This window comes from Brevibacillus sp. HB1.3, from assembly GCF_013186635.1.
GTDB classification, from domain to species: Bacteria; Bacillota; Bacilli; order Brevibacillales; family Brevibacillaceae; genus Brevibacillus; species Brevibacillus brevis_D.
Map to the genome: position 1 here is coordinate 313,495 of NZ_JABMIT010000004.1, position 21,322 is coordinate 334,816.

A 21,322-nucleotide genomic window follows, 5' to 3' on the forward strand; every position below is an offset into this window, starting at 1 on the left:
CAGATGTCTGGAAGGAAGCATACTTTGTAAGTAAAATAAAGAGATCTGAATGCAAATAGGGAGGTTTTTCTCATGAAACGCTTAAGTGCGGAAGAAAAAAACGGTTTGTATAAAGCCATCAGCAATCGTCGCGATATTCGTACCTTTCGCCAAGACCCTGTCTCCCCGGATAAGCTCGCCATGATCTTGGCCGCTGCCCACCATGCTCCTTCTGTCGGATTCATGCAGCCTTGGAATTTTGTCCTGGTGGAAGACGACGCAACCAAGCAAGCTCTGGCAGAATGTGCGGATAAAGAACGCCGGGCGCTTGCCATCCACTACGAAGGAACAGGACGAGAGTCGACCTTTTTGGAGTTGAAAATTCAAGGGATCAAGGAAGCACCAGTCACCATCTGTGTCACTTGTGACCCTACACGTGGTGGAGACCATGTACTCGGACGCAATTCCATCCCGGAAACTGATATTATGTCGGTCAGCTGTGCAATCCAAAACATGTGGCTGGCGGCCTACGCAGAAGATTTGGCGATGGGCTGGGTCAGTTTTTACAAGAAGGCCGACGTGCGTCGTATCCTGAACATACCGCCGCATATCGATCCTGTCGCATTGCTGTCGATCGGCTACACAGATCATTATCCAGAACGTCCACTCTTGGAGCTGCACCAATGGAGACAACGCGAGGACCTGCAACAGTTGATTTATCGAGAGCAGTGGGGAAATAAAGCGTAAGCCTTGACCCTGTACGAAAGAAAGGGCGCTGCTACTGCGGCACCCTTTTTTCACAAAAAAAGACCGCCTGATCCACAGGCAGCCCAGAGAAATGGAGGGGGTAGTACGTGATTCACGGTATCTTCCTGACGTGCCCGAACACGAAGAAGGTTTCACAATTGACGTGACTCACGAACATGGAACTAGCAAAATGGGAAATTTCACCTGATGCCGAGCCCTTCCTCTATGCCCGAATATACCTAGCGAATCGATTTACATGCGTGGACGCGTCCGGTTTGTCGGTATGGCCGCTAGCGGATCATCTGGCCAATAATGCTTGGGATAACGTCCCTTTAAATCTTTTTTCACTTCAAAATACGCATGTGCCCAAAAGCTCGCCAAATCCCGTGTCACTTGTACCGGACGATGTGCTGGTGAAAGCAGATGCAATGTCAGTGGTACTCTGCCTCTGCCTATTCTCGGAGAGTCTTGCCAACCAAACAACTCCTGTAGCCGGACCGAAAGCACCGGTGCCGCTGTATCACTGTAATCGACAGGAATTTTGGAACCGCTGGGGACGATCACATGAGTCGGAGCGTGCTCGTCTAGCTGTCTGCGCTGCTCCCATGAGAGCATACTCTCTAGCATCATCGTCACCGACAGCGACTGTAGATCTTCCTTTCTTTTGAAACCATACACATGGGGAGCGAGCCATTCCTCCAAGGAAGCAAGCAGTGCCTCATCTTCCACATTCGGCCACCCTTCCTCCAGACGATGCATAAACAACAAACGCTCCCGATACTGTCTCGCCTGCCGATTCCACGGCAAAATCTCCAAGCCTTCTTCCTTTATGCCGTCCAAAAATGCTGTTAACACCTCATCTGGCGAAGCCTCCGCAGCTATATCCGCCAACAGGAGTGCCCCCAACCGTTTTTGCTTGCGGCTGCGAACTGCCCCTGCTGTATGTTCCCACCATACGTTCATTCGTTCCGTAATCTGCAACGCACAATCCTTCAACAGCTCGCTTTCTTCCACGCTAGCCGCCAGTAATATCCGACTATCTGCACCTTGATCATCGAGTTCTGCTGCCACAATATACGGCGAAGCCGCCAGTGCTTGCTGCACGGAAAAGGCTGCCCCACGCCCATTGCGAAGCAAATAACGTCCATCCGCCCTTCGCTGGGCAATCCGGTCCGGGTACGCAAACGCCAGCAGTCTTCCCGTCGCTTCTGTACGAGTGGAAGCGCCAGCGGACTGGTTTTTTGCCCATACCCGTTTGAAATGATCCGCCTCCTTCCAAAGTCTTTGGCATGCTCCTACATCAATCGGGAGCTCTGTTCCACCACTCTGTTTATTTCCTACCCGACGAAGTAGTTCAACACGCGTACGCATATCCGCATCTGTTGAGGCTTGGCGCCCCCTCACAATATCTCGTTCTTCCAAGAGAACAGCTAGCTCGCAAGCCAGCTCACCTTCCCCCAGCTCATTCGCTTTCAGGATCATGTGGCCCAATCTCGGATGTACAGCCATTCCAGCAAGCGCTCGTCCATGTGCTGTGATCTGCTTCCGCTCATCTAATGCGCCCAGTTGGAGCAGCAGCTCTTGAGCCTGTGCCATCGCTGGCTTCGGCGGGGGATTCAGCCAATCCAGCTCGTCCGACGATCCGACTCCCCACAAAGCTAGCTCCAATGCGAGCACAGCCAGATCCGCTTCCATGATTTCAGGTGCCTGCTGTGGTATGAGCATGCGATCTTCTTGCTCTGTCCACAGTCGAAAGCAGACCCCGGGTGCAAGACGTCCAGCCCTTCCTCGGCGTTGGTCAGCAGATGCCCTCGATACCTTTGCAGTCTCCAGTCTCGTCATCCCTGTTCGCGGAGAAAAGCGCGGGACCCGTTTTAACCCACTATCAATCACGATGCGCACACCCTCAACAGTCAAGCTCGTCTCGGCAATCGTGGTAGCGAGGACAATTTTGCGTTCTCCTGTTTTCCCAGGCTGGATCGCCTTATCTTGTTCCTCCTGCGACAAATTTCCGTAAAGAGGCGCAATCCGTATGTTCGTGCCCACACCGCTTTGTTCAAGCAACTCTTGCACCCTGTGAATCTCTTTGGCTCCCGGTAAAAAGACGAGCATATCTCCCTGTTCTTGTCTCAACGCCTGGAGGATCGTCTGGACAATCGCTTCTTCCAGACGCCCCTGCATCGGGGATGTCAAAAAGCGCGTCTCCACCGGGAACATCCTGCCTTTACTACTGATAATGGGAGCATTCCCCAGCAAGGCTGACACGGGCTCTGCATCGAGTGTAGCGGACATCACGAGAATTCGCAGGTCCTCTCGAAACAAGCTTTGTGCCTGAAGACTAAGGGCCAGCCCTAAATCCGCGTGCAAATTTCGTTCGTGGAACTCGTCGAAAATAACAAGACCAACATCAGATAGCTCCGGATCATCCTGTAGCATTCTCGTTAAAATTCCTTCTGTTATCACTTCAATTCGTGTGCCTGGACCTACTCTTGATTCACGCTTGACCCGGTATCCGACCGTTTGTCCAACTTCTTCCCCCAACAAGGCAGCCATGTAGGCAGCGGCTTGACGTGCAGCCAGTCGGCGTGGGACCAGCATCACAATTCGGCGATTATGTAACCAAGCTTCTTCACGCAAGGCAAGTGGTACCCGCGTCGTCTTCCCTGCACCCGGAGCAGCGACCAACACTGCGTTTGTCTCTTCACGCAGCGTGTTTACCAGCTCGGGCAATACTTCATTTATCGGCAATGCATTCATGTTTTCACCTCATACGAGCAATCATCCCTTTTCATCATACACGATATAGGAATATAGGATGGATGTGGATCGCAAACAAAAATGACTGAATAATCATTCAATAGTATAATGAAGCCATTACTATGGGAGGTGTGCGGTATGATTCACATTCATCAGCATGAAGACGTGGCATGTCTGGAAGGGATTGTTCGCGTAGGGGATTGGGAATCGGCAATCTATGTTTATATGACCGATGGCATGCTGGTTGATACGGGCCCGAAAGTACTCGAGCCAGCTCTCATTCACAGGTTTCAGGAAGCCTCGTTTGATTCGGTCGTATTGACGCACAGCCATGAAGACCACGTCGGTACCGCCTCGTGGATTGCCCAGCACAAGCAGGTCCCTTTTTTCATTCACGAAAAAGGCGTGAACATTTGCTCCCAAAAAGCACTGTACCCATTCTACCGACAGCTGACTTGGGGGATTCGCGATCCGTTTGTGGCCCAACCTTTGGGTGACGTCCATCACTCTCGTTCCCTCGAATGGAAAGTGATTGATACCCCCGGCCATGCCCATGATCATATAGTTTTGCTGGACGAAATGAACGGTCGCTTGTTCTGTGGCGATCTTTTTATGGGTGTGAAAACGAAGGTTATTTTACGAGAAGAATCAATCCCCACCTTGATGAAGTCTCTTCGAACCGTGCTGGCTTGTGACTTCCAATCAATCTTTTGTGCCCATTCCGGATATCATCCAGACGGGAAAACACGCTTGCAGCAAAAGCTGGAGCATTTGGAGAATCTGTCTGGGGAAATCCTTCATTTGCATAGCCAAGGGCTTTCTTCCCACGAAATAAACAAGCAGCTGTTTCCTTCTAAACCGCCGATCATCGCGGCTTCTTCTGGCGAGTTTGACTCACTCTATATCGTCACATCTGTTCTTGCAGAACATCTTCCTTTTCCAACGCCGGATAGTATACTAGAAGGATAATCCTTACAATTCTATTCAAAAAAAGAGGAGCGTATATGAAAGTCATCACTGTATTCCTTGCACTCATTCTGGGTTTATCTAGTATTTATCCTGCGGTTACACATGCTGCACCGAAATTCCATGATGTCGATCCGAAGAAATACGGCTGGGCCATGAATTCGATCTCCTTTATGGTAGATAAGGGGGTTGTTAGCGGTTATCCTGACGGTCGCTTCCAACCTGAAAGATTGGTAGACAAAGCGGAAATGACCGTCATGATCTATCGCCTGTTTGATCAATACAGACCGTACAAACCGAATCAGAAGACGGACTATAGCAATTACCACATCGAACTTTTTTCTGATGTACCGAAAAATCATTGGGCCTACAAGGAAATCAATTCAATTGTTACACGAGATTGGTGGAATGCCGTAAGCTATACACCTGCTGGCTACAAATTTTACCCGGACGCCAAACTCAATCGAATCGGTACAGCTAACGTCCTACCCGTCTTTATGCTAGACAGGCAAGATATGCCTGCCAAGGAAGTTTTACAAATCCTTTCTGGCATGCGGGATATTCCCATCATCTTGAGTCCGTATTCGCTTGACCCAAACTCGCCTGGAGACCTTTTCCAGGAGGATGGTCGGTACAACGAAGATGGGAGAGACAAAACGAACATCCTGTATCCGCTTCTCTTTGGCCAAGATGGCGATGAAATATTGTTTACGGATGACTACAGCGGAATCCTCGGAACCAATCTCGCCCTTTTGCAAAGAACAGGGATCATGACTGCATGGAACGGCAAGTTCGAGGGTGGAGAAATGCTGACTCGTGCAGAAGCTGTCACTATTTTGCACAGATTTTATAACCATTTGAAGCAAACAGGGACACTTCGCCAATACTCGAGCAAGTAAAAAACCTCCATCCCGGAGGTTTTTTTGCGACACCTTATTCTTTGTCGATTGGATTACTGATACGGTCCTCATACGGGTCGAAATAAATTTGTCCATTGGAGCTAATCACGGCGTAGTTCACTTCCTCGACACTCAAGCCTTTTTTGCCCACCTGTGAAAGTAGCCACTCGATGGTTAAGCTATGTTGGCGTAAATTGCTCTGGATGATTTGACCATCCATGATCAATTCAATCGGGAATGTCTGTCTCTTCCCCATTTTCAGTTTCAAGTCCCCTCGAGTAACAGGTAAAAATTGCGGTTTCCTCAGGACGGATATCTCTCCATTCAACTCCAGCACAGCATATTGAACTTCTTCGATATTAAAAATGTTTCTTTCCCGCAGCTCTTGATTCAGCGTATCCAAAGACAGCTTTTGCTTACGCATGTTATCTTCGAGAATTCTTCCATCCTGGATGACCACCGTCGGCTGGCCCGAAAACCATTTTCGCAACTTCCGGTTTTTCAGGGAGAGAATCATTAACAAATAGGCGATACCACCAAAAGTGAGTAACGTCACAAGCATATGCGATATTTTGACCAGGTTGTTAAAGGCAAGATTTGCTGTCAGCGCCCCCAAGGTGATCGCCGCGACAAAATCGTGATACGTCATTTGCGCAATCGTCTGCTTGCCCAAGATCCGAGTAATGATCATCATGATGGCAAAAGCCAGCAGTGCTCTCGCAATTACTTCCACAATAGATTCCATGCTCCACCCCGGGGATGACGAAATTTTGCACCATACCCCAATTATAGCCATGTTTATCATTGGAAAACCTATCCTGACAGTTTCGCATACAGACATTTCCTACAAATTCTTCTACAATAGAAAAAATCATACCCATGGAAAGGAATGAAAATGATATGGCGATTAAAAAGCTGGAACATGTGGGCTTGATGGTAAAAGATTTGGACGCCTCAGTTGCCTTTTACACCGAAGTGATTGGGATGGAGCTAAAAGGAAAGCTCACTCATTCCAACGGAGATATTACGCTTGCTTTTCTTGGATTTCCGGGAAGCACTGAGACAGAGCTGGAGCTTATTCATGGATACAGCGATTCCCTTCCGGTAGAGGGCAAAGTCCACCACCTGGCGTTTGCTGTCGACAACCTCGAAGCTGAAATCGACCGTTTGAAGCACCGACATGTAACCTTTATCGATCAGGAAATAACCATCTTGCCGAACGGCTCGCGTTATATGTTCTTCAAAGGTCCGGATGGGGAGTGGCTGGAGCTGTTTGAAAGCACAAGAACGTAGAGGGAAAAGATTCACCTTTTCCTTCTACGTCCCCTCTTCTACTTTATTTTGATCTCTTTTCTACGTCCCATATACCACTGATAAAACCCTTCCGCCAACTCTATCGGCACATCTGTTACCCCTTTATGACTCACGGGTTTGGCACGATTGACTGTTTTGATCGAAGCAAGCCCTAGCTGCTTTTGCAGGAGGCCTCTTTTGACGTTGACCTCAATAATCTTTTCTCGTTTGGAGATATATAAGGTCGTAGTTAGGCTCCCTGTCTGGAACTGAATAAAATGATCATTCAAGGTGTAACGCGTGTTGTAGAATTCAATGACTTCGAAGGCCAGGATGATCAGTGTCAACGCAATGGATATAACCCACCAGGCTTGCTCCCACCCCCAAATATTCGGCTTGAAATAGAAAAGCGCACCTGTGCCTATAAGCCAAATCCAGCTCGACCTGACCAAGCGAACCCATAACGAAATTCTTGGGAGACTCGTCATTTTATCCGTCACTTCATACGCAGGTAATATTTCTGCGATCATCTCATACGCTCGTTTTATTGGTAAAAATGGATAGAGTGAGCTGACATCCTGTTTATCCTTATCCGAATGACTATCCCCGCCAACAACCGTCAGCTTGACTTCGGCGAGACCCAACATGCGCTTTAGCAAGGATTGTTTGATTTTAATCGCTTGCACTCTTTCTTTTGCGATCGAAAAAGCTGTTTCTTCAATGACTCCTTTGGCAATGTAAATCCGGTCGTGATCCGAAGAAATCTCGTATTTTCCGTAACGAATATAAGTCGTGACCATGCCGAATCCGATGGACAGGACGAGTAGTCCAACGGTTGTCAGCGTGATCCATCTCCACGAGCTCATAATCAGCGAATAAATACCTACGACCTGCTCCTCCACGTCGATATATTCGGTGAGTTTGAAATACGCCCATATCAGTAACGTAATCATCCCGAGGAAGCTGAAAGAAGTGAAGGAAGCCTTGATAATCTCTTTTTTCGTTGGCGTAAAGTGAATGACTCGCTCAGGAGTGGTGTACGGCGTACCGATTTTCTCCGTGGAGTCTCCTTCTTTCCCTACAGCCTCAGGCTCTTTTTCTAATTGCACTGCCTGTTTCGTGTAGGCCTCCAGTCGATCTGCTTCGTTTACAGAAATCACCGCGAATTCCACTCTAGAATCATCGCCAACCATCCCTGTCTCAAACCGGATAGAAGTCACTTTAAAAATCCGGTGCAGCAACGTCGTATGTCGATTGACGTTTTGAATTTTGCTAAAGGGGATCGTTTGCTTTCTCTTCGTAAGAATCCCTTCGTAAAGATGAAAAGCCGTATCAGCCAGCCTATACTTGTACGAAATCCATTTCAAAAGCAGATAGGCCAGCATCCCTCCTACATAGATGTAAAAAGCAATTCTCCCGTATGTAATGAATGCGTTTGTCGAGTCATAATTAAACACAAACAGAATCAACGCAGGAAAAAACAGATGCTTAACTTGGATGATGAGATCAAAAAGGATCGTTAGTGGATGGTATCGTTTTGCTTCCATCACTACTCCACTTCCTTTAATTTGGCGTAGTGTGCAATCTGTTCTCTCAATTGAGCAGCGACATCCCCCGGCAACCCTGGAATTTCGTGTGAGGAGCCCATTGTTTTAATCGAGATGGTGTACAGCCCGTACTTTCGCAAAATTGGTCCTTGTTTCGTTGAGACTGCTTGAATTTTCGTCATGGGAACAAGAAAATGTTTCTCTGTGATCACCCCGAATTTCATTTGTAGAAAATCTTCATCGATATCATACCGCCAGCTTTTATATAAAAAATACGGCTCAACAAAAGACCAAATCGTCGCGATCACACCAATAACGAGCAATCCGTGCAAACACCATCCAATCCATTCCTTCCAGGCAAAACGATTATCTAGATAATAAAGAACGCACAAAATAACAAGCCCGATTACCACCGTAATCCCCGCAGTAATAAGCTCTACCTTGAACGCATCCTTGGACAAGCTCTTCTGTGGTGCGCTAATTCGAGAAGGCATATCATCACTCCTGTATGTTTATTCCACTGTCCATGCTCCCTTTATTTCATACGTAAAACATTCCGTCTGGTTTCTACGAACGAATCGTCAATTTTTCATGCAGCAAACGAATACTCTTATGCCGTTCGAATCATACTAATAAATGGAGAAAACGGCTTGTAAAAATTATCACATTATAATCATTATAAAAAACTTGACTTACTGAATCATTTATTAAATAATAATCATTGTAAATTATATTCAAGCATGCCTCGTTACGCATGTTCTGAATATGTACTATACAAAAAAACATATAAAGGAGCTAACACTATGTCACTCATCGGAACTGAAGTATTGCCTTTTAAAGCACAAGCATTCCAAAAAGGTAAATTCCTCGAAGTAACTGAAGCAAACTTCAAAGGTCAATGGAGCGTAGTTTGCTTCTACCCAGCAGACTTCACTTTCGTTTGCCCTACTGAACTCGAAGATCTGCAAAACCAATATGCAACTTTGAAAGAACTCGGTGTTGAAGTATACTCCGTTTCTACAGATACTCACTTCACTCATAAAGCATGGCACTCCAGCTCTGAAGCAATCAGCAAAGTAGAATACATCATGATCGGTGACCCTTCCCATGTGATCTCCCGCAACTTCGACGTATTGATCGAAGCTGAAGGTCTGGCAGATCGCGGTACATTCATCATCGACCCAGACGGTGTCATCCAAGCTGTTGAGATTACTGCTGGTGGCATTGGCCGTGATGCAAGTGCTCTGATCAACAAAATCAAAGCAGCACAATATGTTCGCAACAATCCAGGTGAAGTTTGCCCAGCTAAATGGCAAGAAGGTGGCAAAACACTGAAACCAAGCCTTGATCTCGTAGGCAAAATTTAAGGTGTGATAGATAATGGCCCTTGACCAAGAAATCAAAGCGCAACTAGAACAATATCTCGAGCTCTTGGAAGGCGATATTGTACTCAAAGTCAGTGCAGGCACGGATGAGGCATCCTCTGAGATGCTTGCACTGATTGATGAGCTAGCCAGCATGTCTTTGAAGATCAGTGTGGAGAAAGCAGAACTCACTCGCACACCTAGCTTTAGCGTAAACCGTGTGGGCGAAGATACTGGCGTTGTTTTTGCCGGTACTCCGCTGGGTCACGAATTTACTTCCTTGGTATTGGCTCTCTTGCAAGTTAGCGGAAGAGCTCCAAAGGTCGAGCAAAGTGTCATTGATCAAATCAAAGACCTTCGTGGTGAATATAAGTTCGAATCTTACATCAGCTTGAGTTGCCACAATTGTCCAGATGTTGTCCAAGCTCTGAACTTGATGAGTATCTTCAATCCTGGTATTACTCATACAATGATTGACGGTGCCGTATTCAAGGACGAGGTAGAGAGCAAAAACGTGATGGCTGTGCCAAGCGTTTTCCTCAATGGTGAATTTTTCGAAAGCGGCCGTATGACCGTGGAAGAAATTCTTGCCAAGCTGGGTTCTGCTCCGGACGCATCCGAGTTTGACAATAAAGACCCTTATGATGTGCTTGTTGTGGGCGGTGGCCCAGCAGGTGCAAGTGCGGCGATTTATGCAGCACGCAAAGGGATTCGTACTGGTCTCGTCGCTGAACGCCTTGGCGGTCAAGTCAATGACACATTGGGCATTGAGAACTTCATCAGTGTGAAATACATTGAAGGTCCTCAGCTCGCAGCCAACTTGGAAAAGCAAGTAAAAGAGTATGGCATTGATGTCATGAAGCTGCAACGTGCCAAGCGTTTGGAAAAGAAGGATCTGATCGAAGTTGAACTTGAAAACGGCGCTGTTCTGAAGAGTAAGACAGTCATCTTGTCGACAGGTGCTCGTTGGCGGAATCTGGGTGTACCAGGTGAAGCAGAGTTCAAGAACAAGGGTGTAGCTTATTGCCCTCACTGCGATGGTCCTTTGTTCATTGGCAAAGATGTTGCAGTGGTTGGTGGCGGTAATTCAGGTGTGGAAGCAGCGATTGATCTCGCAGGTATTGTGAAGCATGTAACGGTTCTGGAATTCTCGCCAGAACTGAAAGCTGACGCAGTATTGCAAGATCGTCTTTACAGTCTGCCAAATGTCACTGTACTCAAAAACGTTCAAACCAAAGAAATTACGGGTACGGATAAAGTAAACGGCATTTCTTACATCGAGCGTGAGACAGGTGAAACCAAGCACATTGAATTGCAAGGTGTGTTTGTACAGATCGGTCTGGTACCGAATACAGATTGGTTGGGCGAAACGATTGAGCGCACTCGCTTTGGTGAGATCGTGGTAGACAGCCATGGTTCTACAAACATCCCTGGTGTTTTTGCTGCCGGTGATTGCACGAACAGTGCTTATAAACAGATCATCATTTCGATGGGATCTGGTGCTACTGCGGCTTTGGGAGCTTTCGATTATCTCATCCGCAACTAAGAACAAAGCCACTCCTCTTCAAGGGAGTGGCTTTGTTTATTTATTTGGTTACTTTGTACCCACGTTGATAAACGGAGTAGCTCCACCTGTTACGCTCGGCAGCTTTCCATCCCATTTGCGTATCGCTTCGAGTTGCGCCTCAATCTGTCTGAGCTGAATCAGCTCTGGCGTAACCTCTTGCTTTTGCAGACGCAGCGCTTGTGCCTGTGCTTCTGCTCTCGTGATTTCTTGCTCTTTTTCGATCTTGATCCGCTCCAGGTCCAGCTTCGATTTGAGCGCTTGCTGCTCGGCCACCTGCTTGGATTCAATGGCGCGGTTGAATTCATCACTGAAAGTAAACTCGCGAATATTGATTTCGTCGAGGATGATGTTATAATTCGACAGCTTTTTATGCAAGACTTCTTTTACCTTTTGGCTGACCTCGGAACGCTTGGATACCAGTTCTTCTGCTGTGTATTGAGCGGTCACGGCTTTAAATGATTCGGCAATGGCAGGATCAACAATTCGGCTATTGTACTCCAATCCCACTTGCTGATACAGTTTATTGACATTTTCAGCATCCAAATGATGGTTAACAGCAATTGTCGTAGAGACGGTTTGCAGGTCACGTGAAGCAGAAGTCTGGCTCATTTCTGATTTTTGCACCCGCACTTCCATCGGCACCACCGTTTGAATGAACGGAATTTTAAAATGCATGCCCTCTTGCAGCACTTTTGGCTGTACCGCTCCCAGTTGCAGCACAACTCCACTATGCCCTGCGGAAATAATCGTGAAAGATTGCGTGCCAAGCAAGACCAACGCAACCAGTATCACAATCGTTGCGATCAGCTTTCCTCCTGCTTGAAAGGGACTCATTTTTACAACATTTTTGTCGCTCATACTCGTCCTCCCTCTATCTATACATGCTCATTCATGTATACGAGAGAGTGGGCTGTAAGTTTCAAGAAATTTATGAAAAGTACATGTCATAAGCGCTCTGCTTTCGAAGCTTCTAACAGAACATGCGCCATCCGCTCTGCCTCGATTTTGCATAGCTCAAATTCGACTTCACCAGATACATGCGAAATCAATTGGATAACTTCCTCACACCCGTGATTGCATATTAAAAACTGTCCCCACCGCACTTCTGATCGTGGTACCTTACGAGCGGAAAAGCCGCTTTGAAAGCCGCCAAGACTCATCTTTTTCTCATCTCCATCCCAAAAACAATCTATGCATCCCTCTCATCTTATCCTTTCTTTTGCAATCGAGGAAAAGATGTTTATTGAAGGAACCTCCCTTTCTCACTACTATAGAGAAAAGAAGGGAGATGATTCAAATGCAAGACCCTTACGTACGAAGAGCCGAATGCGGCTCTGAGCAAAGAGTTCTTCTTTCTCTTGGTTCAGAGCCTTTCCCATATTGAGTTGAGGATCTCTTTGCTCATCTATATACGCACCTCACGCTATATAGACAGGAGCAAAGCACATGAAATACAAAAATGCACAAGACCTATTGCCAGACGATCTGCTACGGCAAATTCAGCATTACGTACAAGGAAGTTACTTGTACATCCCGATCCACCACGAAAACAAACGACAATGGGGCGCCTCCACAGACACAAAGCAATGGCTAAGCGAGCGTAATCAGGCGATTTGGCAAGCCTACCGCGAAGGGGCTTCTGTCAAAATGCTCGCCCAGAAACATTACTTGACCGAACACAGCATTCGGCGCATTATTCGTGAACATAAATGAGACAGAGAAAAGGTCGACCGTGTGTCTGCTCTACTCTTGCGTTACACTCCTTTTTAAGATGAGTCAGTCAGGAGGGACAACATATGAATCAGATTCACTTTCTCGACATTTCGTTTATGTACAATGGAGCTACGCAGGTCATTACCCCTGTGCTGCTACAGGATGAGCATGAACGGATTCTTGTGGACTGTGGGTATCCGGACTTTTTGCCTTTGCTTCAGGAAGCCGCACACAAGCAACAGCTTACGCTCGACGACCTTACGAAGGTCATTGTGACGCATCACGATATGGATCACATCGGTTCTTTGGCAGCGTTAAAAAGAACCTATCCGCACATCGAAATCATCGCCTACGAATCCGAAGCACCGTACATCGCTGGACAAAAGACATCTTTGCGATTGGAACAGGCGCAAGCAACACTAGACCATCTGTCGTCGGGTGAAAAGCAGCACGCTGAGGAATTTATTCGCTTTTTGCAGTCCATCGAGCCCTCTGCGGTTGATCGAACCGTAACGAATCACGAATGCCTGCCTTTGTGCGGCGGCATCGAGATCATTCATACACCTGGACATATGCCGGGACATATTTCATTGTATTTGATTGCAAGCAAAACACTGATTGCCGGTGATGCTGTTGTCATCGAAAACGGTAGACTCGAAATTGCCAATCCGTCCTATACGCTGGATATGCAGGAAGCGATTCGCTCTGTCCGCCGCTTGCTCGATTATGACATTGAGCAGTTGATTTGCTATCACGGTGGAGCGTTTCAGGGGGACGTCAAGAAAGCGCTGCGGGAACTAATCCAAGCCTACGACCCGACCCAGGAGGTTTTGAACGGATGAAACAGAACAAATACGATGAGCCAGGTTTCTTCGGCATATACAGTCAAATGGCTCGTTCAGTTGAGGGCCTGAACGCAGCGGGAGAATGGCATGCGTTTCGGGAGCTACTGCCTACCCTTCGCGAGAAAAAAGTGCTCGACCTAGGCTGTGGCTTCGGCTGGCATTGTCGATATGCGCGTGAGCAGCAGGCACGCTCCGTTGTGGGTGTGGACCTTTCCGAAAAAATGCTGGCGCGTGCCAAAGAGACGACAACAGATCCCGCCATCAAGTACCTGCGTCTTCCGATTGAAGACATTGATTTTGCTCCAGAGGAATTCGACGTCGTTATCAGCTCCTTGGCCATCCATTATGTGGAGCGCTTTGATTTGCTTTGCCAACGTGTTTATCACTGTCTTGCTCCTGGAGGTTCCTTCGTTTTCTCCGTGGAGCATCCCGTCTTCACCGCTCTGGCTGAACAGGACTGGCATTACGGACCCCGAGGTGAACGCTTGCACTGGCCTGTGGACAACTATCAGCAGGAGGGCATCCGGCAAACCAACTTTTTGGATCATGAAGTCGTCAAGTATCACCGAACGTTTTCAAGCTATATGAACGATCTCCTCGGTGCCGGATTTCACCTTACAAAAGTCGCTGAGCCTGGTCCTCCTGAAGAAATGCTGGATATACCCGGGATGCGAGACGAAATCCGTCGGCCGATCTTCTTGTTGATCGCCGCCAGCAAGCCAGCTACCTAACCAATAAAAAAGCTCCCCGTCCTCCACGTCATTTCCGTGTTTGGACGGGGGGCTCTGTTATTCCCCAGCAGCCTCCAGATTTTTAAACTGGTTGTAAAACAATTGATAGTAGGTACCTTTTTGCTCAATAAGTTCATCGTGACTGCCTTTTTCCACGATCTCTCCCCGATCCACGACCATAATCGTGTCGGCATCCCGAATAGTATTAAGCCTGTGCGCAATCACAAAGCTCGTACGCCCCTCCATAATGGTGAGGAGCGCATCCTGGATATTCAGCTCTGTCCGTGTGTCGATGCTACTTGTCGCCTCATCGAGTATGAGCAGCGAGGGCTTGGCGAGTATGACGCGGGCAATCGCCAAAAGCTGGCGTTGTCCCTGACTCAGGTTGCCCCCATTTTCTGTCAGCATCGTATCATAACGCATCGGAAGCCGATTGATGAACGCATCAGCATTTGCCATTTTCGCAGCGGCTACTACCTCTGTATCTGTCGCATTCGGCTTGCCGTACATAATATTTTCCTTGATGGTACCTGAGAACAAGTACGTATCCTGCAAAACAAAGCCAAAGCTGCGCCGCAAGCTGTCCCGCGAATACTCTCGAATGTCTTTTCCGTCCAAATAAATCGTACCCGAGGTCACATCATAAAACCGCGTGAGCAAATTCACGATAGTGGTTTTGCCTGCACCCGTCGGTCCGACTAGCGCGATGGTGCTCCCCGCCTGTGCCTCGAAGCTGATATTTTTCAAAATCAGTTGATCTGGACGATAGCCAAAGCTGACCTGATCGAACACAACGTGACCCTTCGGCTGTGCGAGCACACTGGCACCCGGAAAATCCACTGGCTCCTCTTGTTCGTCCAAAACCTCAAACACCCGCTCCGCCCCAGCAACACCGGATTGAAGCACATTGAAAATGTTCGCGAGGTCGTTCAACGGACGGACAAACTGTCGGGAATAACTGAGAAAGCTCGCAATCACACCGACTGTGATCAATCCTTTGACAGCGAGAACGCCTCCGACAATCGCCACCATGGCAAAGCCGAGGTTGTTAATCACGTTCATGATCGGCATGAGAAAGCCCGTCCATACCTGTGCCTTCATCCCGATCTTGCAAAGCCGGTCATTGATCGTCGTAAAGTCCTCAATGGCTTTTTGCTCATAATTGAAGGCCTGCACTACCTGTATGCCTGAAATCGTCTCTTCAATGTGTCCATTTAGCTTGCCTAGCTCCATCTGCTGATTTTTGAACAGTACGCTCGTTCGTTTGGCAATCGTTCGTGTGAGCAGAAATACGAGTGGCACCGTGATCAGACATGCGAGTGTCAGGATCGGGGACAAGACGAGCATCATCACCAGCGAACCGAGGATCACGATCCCCCCTGACATCAATTGCGTTGTGGATTGGGAAATGGAGTTGCTGACGTTGTCGATATCATTCGTGAGCCTGCTCATTAACTCCCCGTGCGTACGCGAATCGAAATAAGCAATGGGCAGCTTTTGCAGCTTGTCAAAAAGGGCTTGCCTCAGATTCGTGACGATCCGCTGCGAGATGCCTGCCATCAACCAGCTTTGCAAAAACGTCAGTGCCCCATCGAAGATGTACGAGCCGAGCAAGGCAAGAATAAGGATAGACAAAAAGCTAAGAGCTTCCTCGCCACCTGTCATCGCATCAATCGACTTTCCGATCAAATAAGGGGCAGACAGCATAAGGAGTGCATCCACAAATACAATGGCGAAAACGATCGGCAGCAGCTTTTTTTCTTTGCCAAAAGCTTGCCAGAGTCTTTTTAGCGTACCTAAAAAATTTTTGGGCTTACTGACTGGACCTCTGGCAGCACCATGTCCAAAGCCCCGGCCAGGTCTCGGTGAAAAGACAGGTTGTTGTTGCTTCTGTTGACTCACCTTACTTCACCTCCCGGCCGATTTGTGACTGAAAGATTTCCTGATAGACCTGGCAAGAGGTCATCAATTCGTCATGCGTACCGACGCCCGCAACTTCTCCATTGTCGAGCACGATGATTTTGTCCGCATCCATGACAGAGGTAATTCGCTGTGCGATCAAAATGCAGGTAAGGCCAGCCGCATAGGCTCGGAGCGCATCCTTAATTTTCCCTTCTGTCGCCACATCTACCGCGCTTGTGCTGTCATCGAGAATGAGGATTTCCGGCTTTTTCACCAAGGCCCTGGCTATAGAAATACGCTGCTTCTGTCCTCCAGAGAAGTTGACTCCTCCCTGCCCTACGCGTGTCTCATAGCCTTCAGGAGTGGCGGAGATGAACTCGTGAGCCTGCGCCATACGTGCCGCTTGCTCGACCTCCTCGTGGGTCGCCTCTGCCTTGCCCCAACGAATGTTTTCCATCACTGTACCTGTGAACAGCATTGTTTTTTGCGGCACAATCGCCATTTTTTCGCGCAATCGCTTCGGTTCGATATCGCGTACATCGATGCCATCTACTCGAATCGTACCTTCCGTTACATCATAAAACCGTGGAATCAAACCAACCAAACTGCTTTTTCCAGAGCCTGTCGACCCGATAATCCCGACTGTCTCCCCCGGCAGACAAGTAAACGAAATCTGCTTGAGTACTGGCTGTCCGCCTTCTCCATCATACGAGAAGCTGACCCCTTCGAAGTCGATGCGTCCCTTTTTGCCTGGAAGCTCGTGAAGTTGTTCCTCCTTCCAGCTCATTTGGTTTTCCTCCGCAAATACTTCTCCGATGCGTCCTGCCGATGCTTTTGCCCGCACAAACATGTTAAATACCAAGGAAATCATCATGAGTGAAAACAGGATTTGCGTCATGTAGTTCGTAAACGCGATGATATGACCGACCTCGATGCTTCCTTGTTCTACGCCAAGCCCCCCAAGCCAGAGGACCGCGACAATTCCGAGATTCATCGTCAGCATGATCGCTGGACTGAAGATGGACATCACCCGCGTAGCCGAGACCGATTTGGATTGCAGCTCTTCGTTTGCCCGTGTAAACTTGCCACGCTCAAAATCAAAGCGATTAAATGCCTTAACGACTCGTACCCCAGATAAATACTCACGCATCGCACCGTTCACTCGGTCGAGCGCTTGCTGTACCTTCAGGAAGAACGGAAAACCGATTTTCATATTCAAGAAAATAAACAGACCCACAATGGGCACGACTACGGCGAGAATCACAGCCAAATCCACGTTCAATTGGGTTGCCATAAACAACCCGCCAATGCACATCAACGGTGCTTTGACGAAGATTCGCATCATGCCGTTTACAAACATCTGCACTTGATTGACGTCATTAGTCAGACGTGTCACGAGTGAGGCTCTATCGAACTTGTTCAGGTTTTCAAAGGATAAGGATTGCACTTTGGAAAACAAATCTGCGCGCAGCTGCGCACCAAAGTTTTGCGACACGTATGTCGCCAGCACATTGCGGATCGATGCCGCGATTGCCCCCAATGCTGTAACAAGCAGCATCAGCCCGCCTGTCTTGAGCACGTAATCCATATCCCGGTTTCCGATACCCGTATCGATAATGTGAGACAGAATCGTCGGCTGCAATAGATCACATACCGCCTCCAACGCTAAGAAAAACATGGAAATCCCGGCGACTACGCCGTATTTTTTTATGTATTTATTGTAGAAGCGCATCCGTTCACCCCATCTGTGTTCTTACGTCCAAGATAAACCTTAGCTAGGGAAATGTCACGAGAGATTGTCAAAATAGAAGTGTGGGACTTACAGGTTTTTCCTACCATTGTCGTCGAAATGATAGGTGATAGATTTTTGGTCGAATGGGAGATGAAAGGATGGCTCAATCACTGTTAAAAGGCATGGAAGGGGTTTTTATACCTGTGACGGACCCCGGTGCGTCTGCAAAATGGTATGAAGAAAAGCTTGGGTGCATACCTTTGTTTGTGGAAGAGGAGGCGGTCACGATGCGGATTTCTGAGGAATCAAGCACCGTAATCTGTCTCGTCCGCGTAGAGAACCATCAGCCGATGACATTTCCGGAAAATCGTTTTGGTGTCGGCAAATACTATAATTTTCTCCCCGCCGACATTGAGGCGGCACATCAGCTGTTAACAGAACGTGGAGTAAGGGTAACCCCGATTGATGGATTTGGGTCCACGAAGGTGCTGACGTTTTTTGACCCAGACGGGAATCCACTTGGGATGTGCCAGTATTGAATGGACAAAAAGGGCAAAAAGCTGGAATCTTTTTTCGATCCCGTGCTTTTTGCCCTCAGTTCGTTTCTTACGTCTTTTATTCCTGTGGAACAGCGCCTTGATCCATATGCAAGAACTCCCACTGATGGCCGTCCAAATCTTGAAAGCTCCAGCCGTACATGAAGCCATGGTCAACCGGGTCTTTCGCTGGAGTTGCGCCCGCAGCAAATGCTTTGTTTACGATCTCATCGACTTGCGCTCTGCTGTCAGCAGACAACGCGACAATGACCTCGGTACTTCTGGTTGCATCCGTCAGCTCTTTTTTCGTAAACGTTTGGAAAAACTCTTCAACGAGCAGCATGGCAAAAATGTTTTCGCCGATCACCATGCATGCTGCATTTTGATCAGTAAATTGCGGGTTAAATTCATACCCGATCGCCGTAAAAAAGTCGATTGATTTGTTGAGGTCCTTCACGGGTAAATTAACGAAAATTTGTTTGGATTGCAATGCCATGTGTGATTCCTCCTCGGGTTTGTTTTTCCTTGATGTCTATATCCTAGCATTTCCGATTACCCGAGGCTTCTTATGGATTGCTATTTTGCCATGTAAGTATGTGGCTTTCCAATTGAGCTTCTATGCCGATGGACGCTCAGAACGAGACCTAGGACAGCGAAATGAGCCAAAGCAGTCCCTATGTTGCCATAGCTGAGAAAAGGAATCTCAATATTCACGATTGGCAGCATGCCGGTTGACATCAGCAGTGGCCAAACGAAGAACAGAGAGAATAAAGGAACGATACTGACAATGAGATGCTTCCCATACGGCTCGTCCACTTCCTTGACTACCCGAGCCAGTCTTATTATAAACAGAACAATGGCTAACAAGATCAAAATGCCCGCAATCCAGCCATAACTATGGATTAAGTAAGTAAATTTGAAATCGGAGTCTAAATAAGGCATTCTCGGTAATGGAGCATTGGAGCCCCTTCCCCAAAAACCTGCCGAGCGAATTGCTTCCATCGCCTCTAGATATTCATATCCCTTTCCGAGCGGATCTTGGGTCGGTTGTACCCAGCCCTGCACCCTTCCTAGCGTGTATCTATCCAATAAACAGGCAGCTGTCCAAACAATAGCAGACACAATCACTAGATAGAGTTTTTCTTTCCGGACGGTTTTCGTATACATCATGAGTATCATGAATCCAAATAGGTAGAGCATGAGTTCCATAATTGATCCAGCCATAACAAAAAGGCAAGCTGGCAGCAAAACAAATACAGTCAGCTTGGAAGCCGTGCTCCGAAATCGCCACGTCCTGGTAAGAAGCATACCCGCAACGCTTATGAGAAACAAATACATGGACATTGCCACAAAATCGATCCTAATCGAGCCACCAAGGTACATATATGTTTTTCCATTCATTGTATAGCCGTACGCAAGAATGAGAAAAAACACGCCCACAGTCAGCATGTACAAATGCAACGAGTACCGCAAAAGCTTGCGATAATCCGTAAAAGTAACAGCGAGCATCACCCCGATACCAAATAAGGCATAGAACCAGTAACTGTCCAGTTTAAACTCGATAAAACTGACCTGCATGCCATACATCGTAAACAACCCTACAGCCAGGAAAGCCACCACATACACTAGAAGCCTCCACTCCACTTTGGGCTTATAAATCCGATGCAGCTGCTTCCCAACAGCAGCAGAATCACCCATTTGCAAAATGGCTTGCTTCACCGCTTCTTCCTCTTCCACGCCCTCGTCCATCTGCTCATCCATCAAATCAAGCAGGTGACTTTCCAGCTCATCGCGAATTCTGCGATGCATTTCCGTTGCCCGCACATGGCGACATACTTGATCGAGATAGTCTACAATCAATGGATGTGTATTCGTCTGTTTCATGCTCTTCCCTCTCCCAGCACCCGATCAATCCCATCGCGGAACGTATGCCACTCGTGCTTTTTCTCTTTCAATTGCCCGCGACCTTCTGCCGTAATCCGATAGTATTTACGCTTCCTCCCATCCTTCTCATCCCAATACGCTTCCACATAACGCTCCGCTTCCAGCGCATGCAGGATCGGATACAGTGTCCCTTCTTTTAGCGTAAACAGACCATTTGACTCCTTCTCGATGGCTTTCGCGATCTCGTACCCGTACATTTCCTTTCGATCCAGCATCGTCAAGATCAGGATCACGGTGCTGCCTTTTAAAAGCTCCTTATTGATTTTCATAGTGCCTCCCGATTTAATCGCAAATACCTAGATAGACAATACATCATAAATCTATGTATGTAACTATATCACCCAAATCTTGTAAGATCAACACATGCTTGACATTCATCTTTCGCGAAACGCCTACCTTCTACATACAAAAATGGAAAGAGAAGGTGATTCTACCTATGAAAAAGACCAAATACGTCAACATTCTGTTCGCTCTAAGCCTTACTCTATCAATCGTTCCTTCTGTCGCACATTCCGAAAATGCCATCCGTTCAGACAGACCGGAAACGACAGTACTCAAGTACGTTCCGACAGATAAAGAGATTCAGGTACCCCCTGGTCTAACGGAACCATTTTTCGTACCATTTGCAGGATCGAGTCCGAATGATCCCTATTACAAAGAGTTCAAGCATGCCGGATTTGATTTTGAGTATTGGGACGAGCGCTACAAGCCAGAGCAGGAAGACAACGAGATTGATATTTATGTTCCGCTCTTCAAATAAGAGACATAGCGAAAAACCAGGGAATCTCCTCCCTGGTTTT

The 21,322-nt window shown here is 47.6% G+C and carries 22 protein-coding genes; 11 read left to right on the plus strand and 11 right to left on the minus strand.

Going from position 1 to position 21,322, the window contains the following annotated elements; genetic code table 11:
* The first annotated feature begins 72 nt into the window (after window positions 1-72).
* Complete coding sequence (bluB, locus tag HPY31_RS11950; RefSeq protein ID WP_012685229.1) at window positions 73-726, plus strand: 5,6-dimethylbenzimidazole synthase; 654 nt, start codon at window positions 73-75, stop codon at window positions 724-726.
* Window positions 727-978: 252 nt separating this feature from the next.
* On the opposite strand, the gene hrpB is transcribed toward bluB, so the two are convergent.
* Window positions 979-3,483, minus strand: a complete 2,505-nt coding sequence (gene hrpB, locus HPY31_RS11955; RefSeq protein WP_172140884.1) for an ATP-dependent helicase HrpB — start codon at window positions 3,481-3,483, stop codon at window positions 979-981.
* A 138-nt stretch (window positions 3,484-3,621) separates the two neighbouring features.
* Between hrpB and HPY31_RS11960 the strand changes: the two genes are divergently transcribed.
* Both HPY31_RS11960 and HPY31_RS11965 read left to right on the plus strand, forming a co-directional pair.
* Window positions 3,622-4,452: an MBL fold metallo-hydrolase gene (locus HPY31_RS11960; RefSeq protein WP_172140885.1), complete on the plus strand. Its 831-nt coding sequence runs from the start codon at window positions 3,622-3,624 to the stop codon at window positions 4,450-4,452.
* A 35-nt stretch (window positions 4,453-4,487) separates the two neighbouring features.
* Window positions 4,488-5,348: an S-layer homology domain-containing protein gene (locus HPY31_RS11965; protein WP_172140886.1), complete on the plus strand. Its 861-nt coding sequence runs from the start codon at window positions 4,488-4,490 to the stop codon at window positions 5,346-5,348.
* Between the two features lie 34 nt (window positions 5,349-5,382).
* On the opposite strand, the gene HPY31_RS11970 is transcribed toward HPY31_RS11965, so the two are convergent.
* On the minus strand, window positions 5,383-6,093 hold the full coding sequence (locus HPY31_RS11970; protein ID WP_172140887.1) for a DUF421 domain-containing protein: 711 nt from the start codon (window positions 6,091-6,093) through the stop codon (window positions 5,383-5,385).
* 155 nt (window positions 6,094-6,248) lie between these two features.
* Between HPY31_RS11970 and HPY31_RS11975 the strand changes: the two genes are divergently transcribed.
* Entirely contained in the window at window positions 6,249-6,641 is a 393-nt protein-coding gene (locus HPY31_RS11975) for a VOC family protein (RefSeq protein WP_172140888.1), read from the plus strand.
* A gap of 38 nt (window positions 6,642-6,679) precedes the next feature.
* On the opposite strand, the gene HPY31_RS11980 is transcribed toward HPY31_RS11975, so the two are convergent.
* A complete protein-coding gene (locus tag HPY31_RS11980) occupies window positions 6,680-8,191 on the minus strand; it encodes a PH domain-containing protein (protein ID WP_172140889.1) in 1,512 nt (503 codons plus the stop codon).
* Window positions 8,191-8,682: a PH domain-containing protein gene (locus tag HPY31_RS11985; protein ID WP_172140890.1), complete on the minus strand. Its 492-nt coding sequence runs from the start codon at window positions 8,680-8,682 to the stop codon at window positions 8,191-8,193. Before HPY31_RS11985 ends, HPY31_RS11980 begins: the two co-directional genes overlap by 1 nt.
* Before the next feature lie 309 nt (window positions 8,683-8,991).
* On the opposite strand from HPY31_RS11985, the gene ahpC reads away from it, so the two are divergent.
* Both ahpC and ahpF read left to right on the plus strand, forming a co-directional pair.
* The gene (gene ahpC / locus HPY31_RS11990) at window positions 8,992-9,555 is read left to right on the plus strand and encodes an alkyl hydroperoxide reductase subunit C (protein ID WP_016741021.1); all 564 of its coding nucleotides are present in this window, start codon (window positions 8,992-8,994) and stop codon (window positions 9,553-9,555) included.
* Window positions 9,556-9,568: 13 nt separating this feature from the next.
* Window positions 9,569-11,098 (plus strand): alkyl hydroperoxide reductase subunit F, encoded by a 1,530-nt coding sequence (gene ahpF / locus HPY31_RS11995; RefSeq protein WP_012685220.1) that lies wholly within the window; start codon window positions 9,569-9,571, stop codon window positions 11,096-11,098.
* Window positions 11,099-11,146: 48 nt separating this feature from the next.
* Here the strand turns inward: ahpF and HPY31_RS12000 are convergent, their stop codons facing one another.
* Together HPY31_RS12000 and HPY31_RS12005 are read right to left on the minus strand one after the other, a co-directional pair.
* Window positions 11,147-11,977 carry a prohibitin family protein gene (locus tag HPY31_RS12000; RefSeq protein WP_012685219.1) on the minus strand — a complete coding sequence of 277 codons (831 nt, stop codon included), beginning with the start codon at window positions 11,975-11,977 and terminating at the stop codon, window positions 11,147-11,149.
* Between the two features lie 86 nt (window positions 11,978-12,063).
* Entirely contained in the window at window positions 12,064-12,279 is a 216-nt protein-coding gene (locus HPY31_RS12005; protein ID WP_172140891.1) for a hypothetical protein, read from the minus strand.
* 286 nt (window positions 12,280-12,565) lie between these two features.
* Between HPY31_RS12005 and HPY31_RS12010 the strand changes: the two genes are divergently transcribed.
* The 3 genes from HPY31_RS12010 to HPY31_RS12020 all read left to right on the plus strand — a co-directional run bounded on the left by HPY31_RS12010 (window position 12,566) and on the right by HPY31_RS12020 (window position 14,408).
* Window positions 12,566-12,832 (plus strand): CD3324 family protein, encoded by a 267-nt coding sequence (locus tag HPY31_RS12010; protein WP_172140892.1) that lies wholly within the window; start codon window positions 12,566-12,568, stop codon window positions 12,830-12,832.
* Between the two features lie 83 nt (window positions 12,833-12,915).
* Window positions 12,916-13,674, plus strand: coding sequence for an MBL fold metallo-hydrolase (locus HPY31_RS12015; RefSeq protein ID WP_172140893.1), 759 nt, complete (start codon window positions 12,916-12,918; stop codon window positions 13,672-13,674).
* Window positions 13,671-14,408 (plus strand): class I SAM-dependent methyltransferase, encoded by a 738-nt coding sequence (locus HPY31_RS12020; protein ID WP_172140894.1) that lies wholly within the window; start codon window positions 13,671-13,673, stop codon window positions 14,406-14,408. Before HPY31_RS12015 ends, HPY31_RS12020 begins: the two co-directional genes overlap by 4 nt.
* Before the next feature lie 57 nt (window positions 14,409-14,465).
* Here HPY31_RS12020 and HPY31_RS12025 read toward each other — a convergent pair whose 3' ends face one another.
* Window positions 14,466-16,310 carry an ABC transporter ATP-binding protein gene (locus HPY31_RS12025; RefSeq protein ID WP_172140895.1) on the minus strand — a complete coding sequence of 615 codons (1,845 nt, stop codon included), beginning with the start codon at window positions 16,308-16,310 and terminating at the stop codon, window positions 14,466-14,468.
* Window position 16,311: 1 nt separating this feature from the next.
* Window positions 16,312-18,042 (minus strand): ABC transporter ATP-binding protein, encoded by a 1,731-nt coding sequence (locus HPY31_RS12030; RefSeq protein ID WP_172140896.1) that lies wholly within the window; start codon window positions 18,040-18,042, stop codon window positions 16,312-16,314.
* 158 nt (window positions 18,043-18,200) lie between these two features.
* Here HPY31_RS12030 and HPY31_RS12035 point away from each other — a divergent pair, with 158 nt between their 5' ends.
* Window positions 18,201-18,581, plus strand: coding sequence for a VOC family protein (locus tag HPY31_RS12035; RefSeq protein WP_172140897.1), 381 nt, complete (start codon window positions 18,201-18,203; stop codon window positions 18,579-18,581).
* Window positions 18,582-18,657: 76 nt separating this feature from the next.
* Here HPY31_RS12035 and HPY31_RS12040 read toward each other — a convergent pair whose 3' ends face one another.
* From HPY31_RS12040 to HPY31_RS12050, 3 genes are all read right to left on the minus strand, one after another.
* On the minus strand, window positions 18,658-19,074 hold the full coding sequence (locus HPY31_RS12040) for a VOC family protein (RefSeq protein ID WP_172140898.1): 417 nt from the start codon (window positions 19,072-19,074) through the stop codon (window positions 18,658-18,660).
* Window positions 19,075-19,154: 80 nt separating this feature from the next.
* Entirely contained in the window at window positions 19,155-20,462 is a 1,308-nt protein-coding gene (locus tag HPY31_RS12045) for an FtsW/RodA/SpoVE family cell cycle protein (protein ID WP_172140899.1), read from the minus strand.
* Complete coding sequence (locus HPY31_RS12050) at window positions 20,459-20,791, minus strand: PadR family transcriptional regulator (protein WP_106778176.1); 333 nt, start codon at window positions 20,789-20,791, stop codon at window positions 20,459-20,461. Before HPY31_RS12050 ends, HPY31_RS12045 begins: the two co-directional genes overlap by 4 nt.
* Before the next feature lie 167 nt (window positions 20,792-20,958).
* Between HPY31_RS12050 and HPY31_RS12055 the strand changes: the two genes are divergently transcribed.
* Window positions 20,959-21,282, plus strand: a complete 324-nt coding sequence (locus HPY31_RS12055; RefSeq protein ID WP_253901773.1) for a hypothetical protein — start codon at window positions 20,959-20,961, stop codon at window positions 21,280-21,282.
* The last annotated feature ends 40 nt before the right edge of the window (window positions 21,283-21,322 follow it).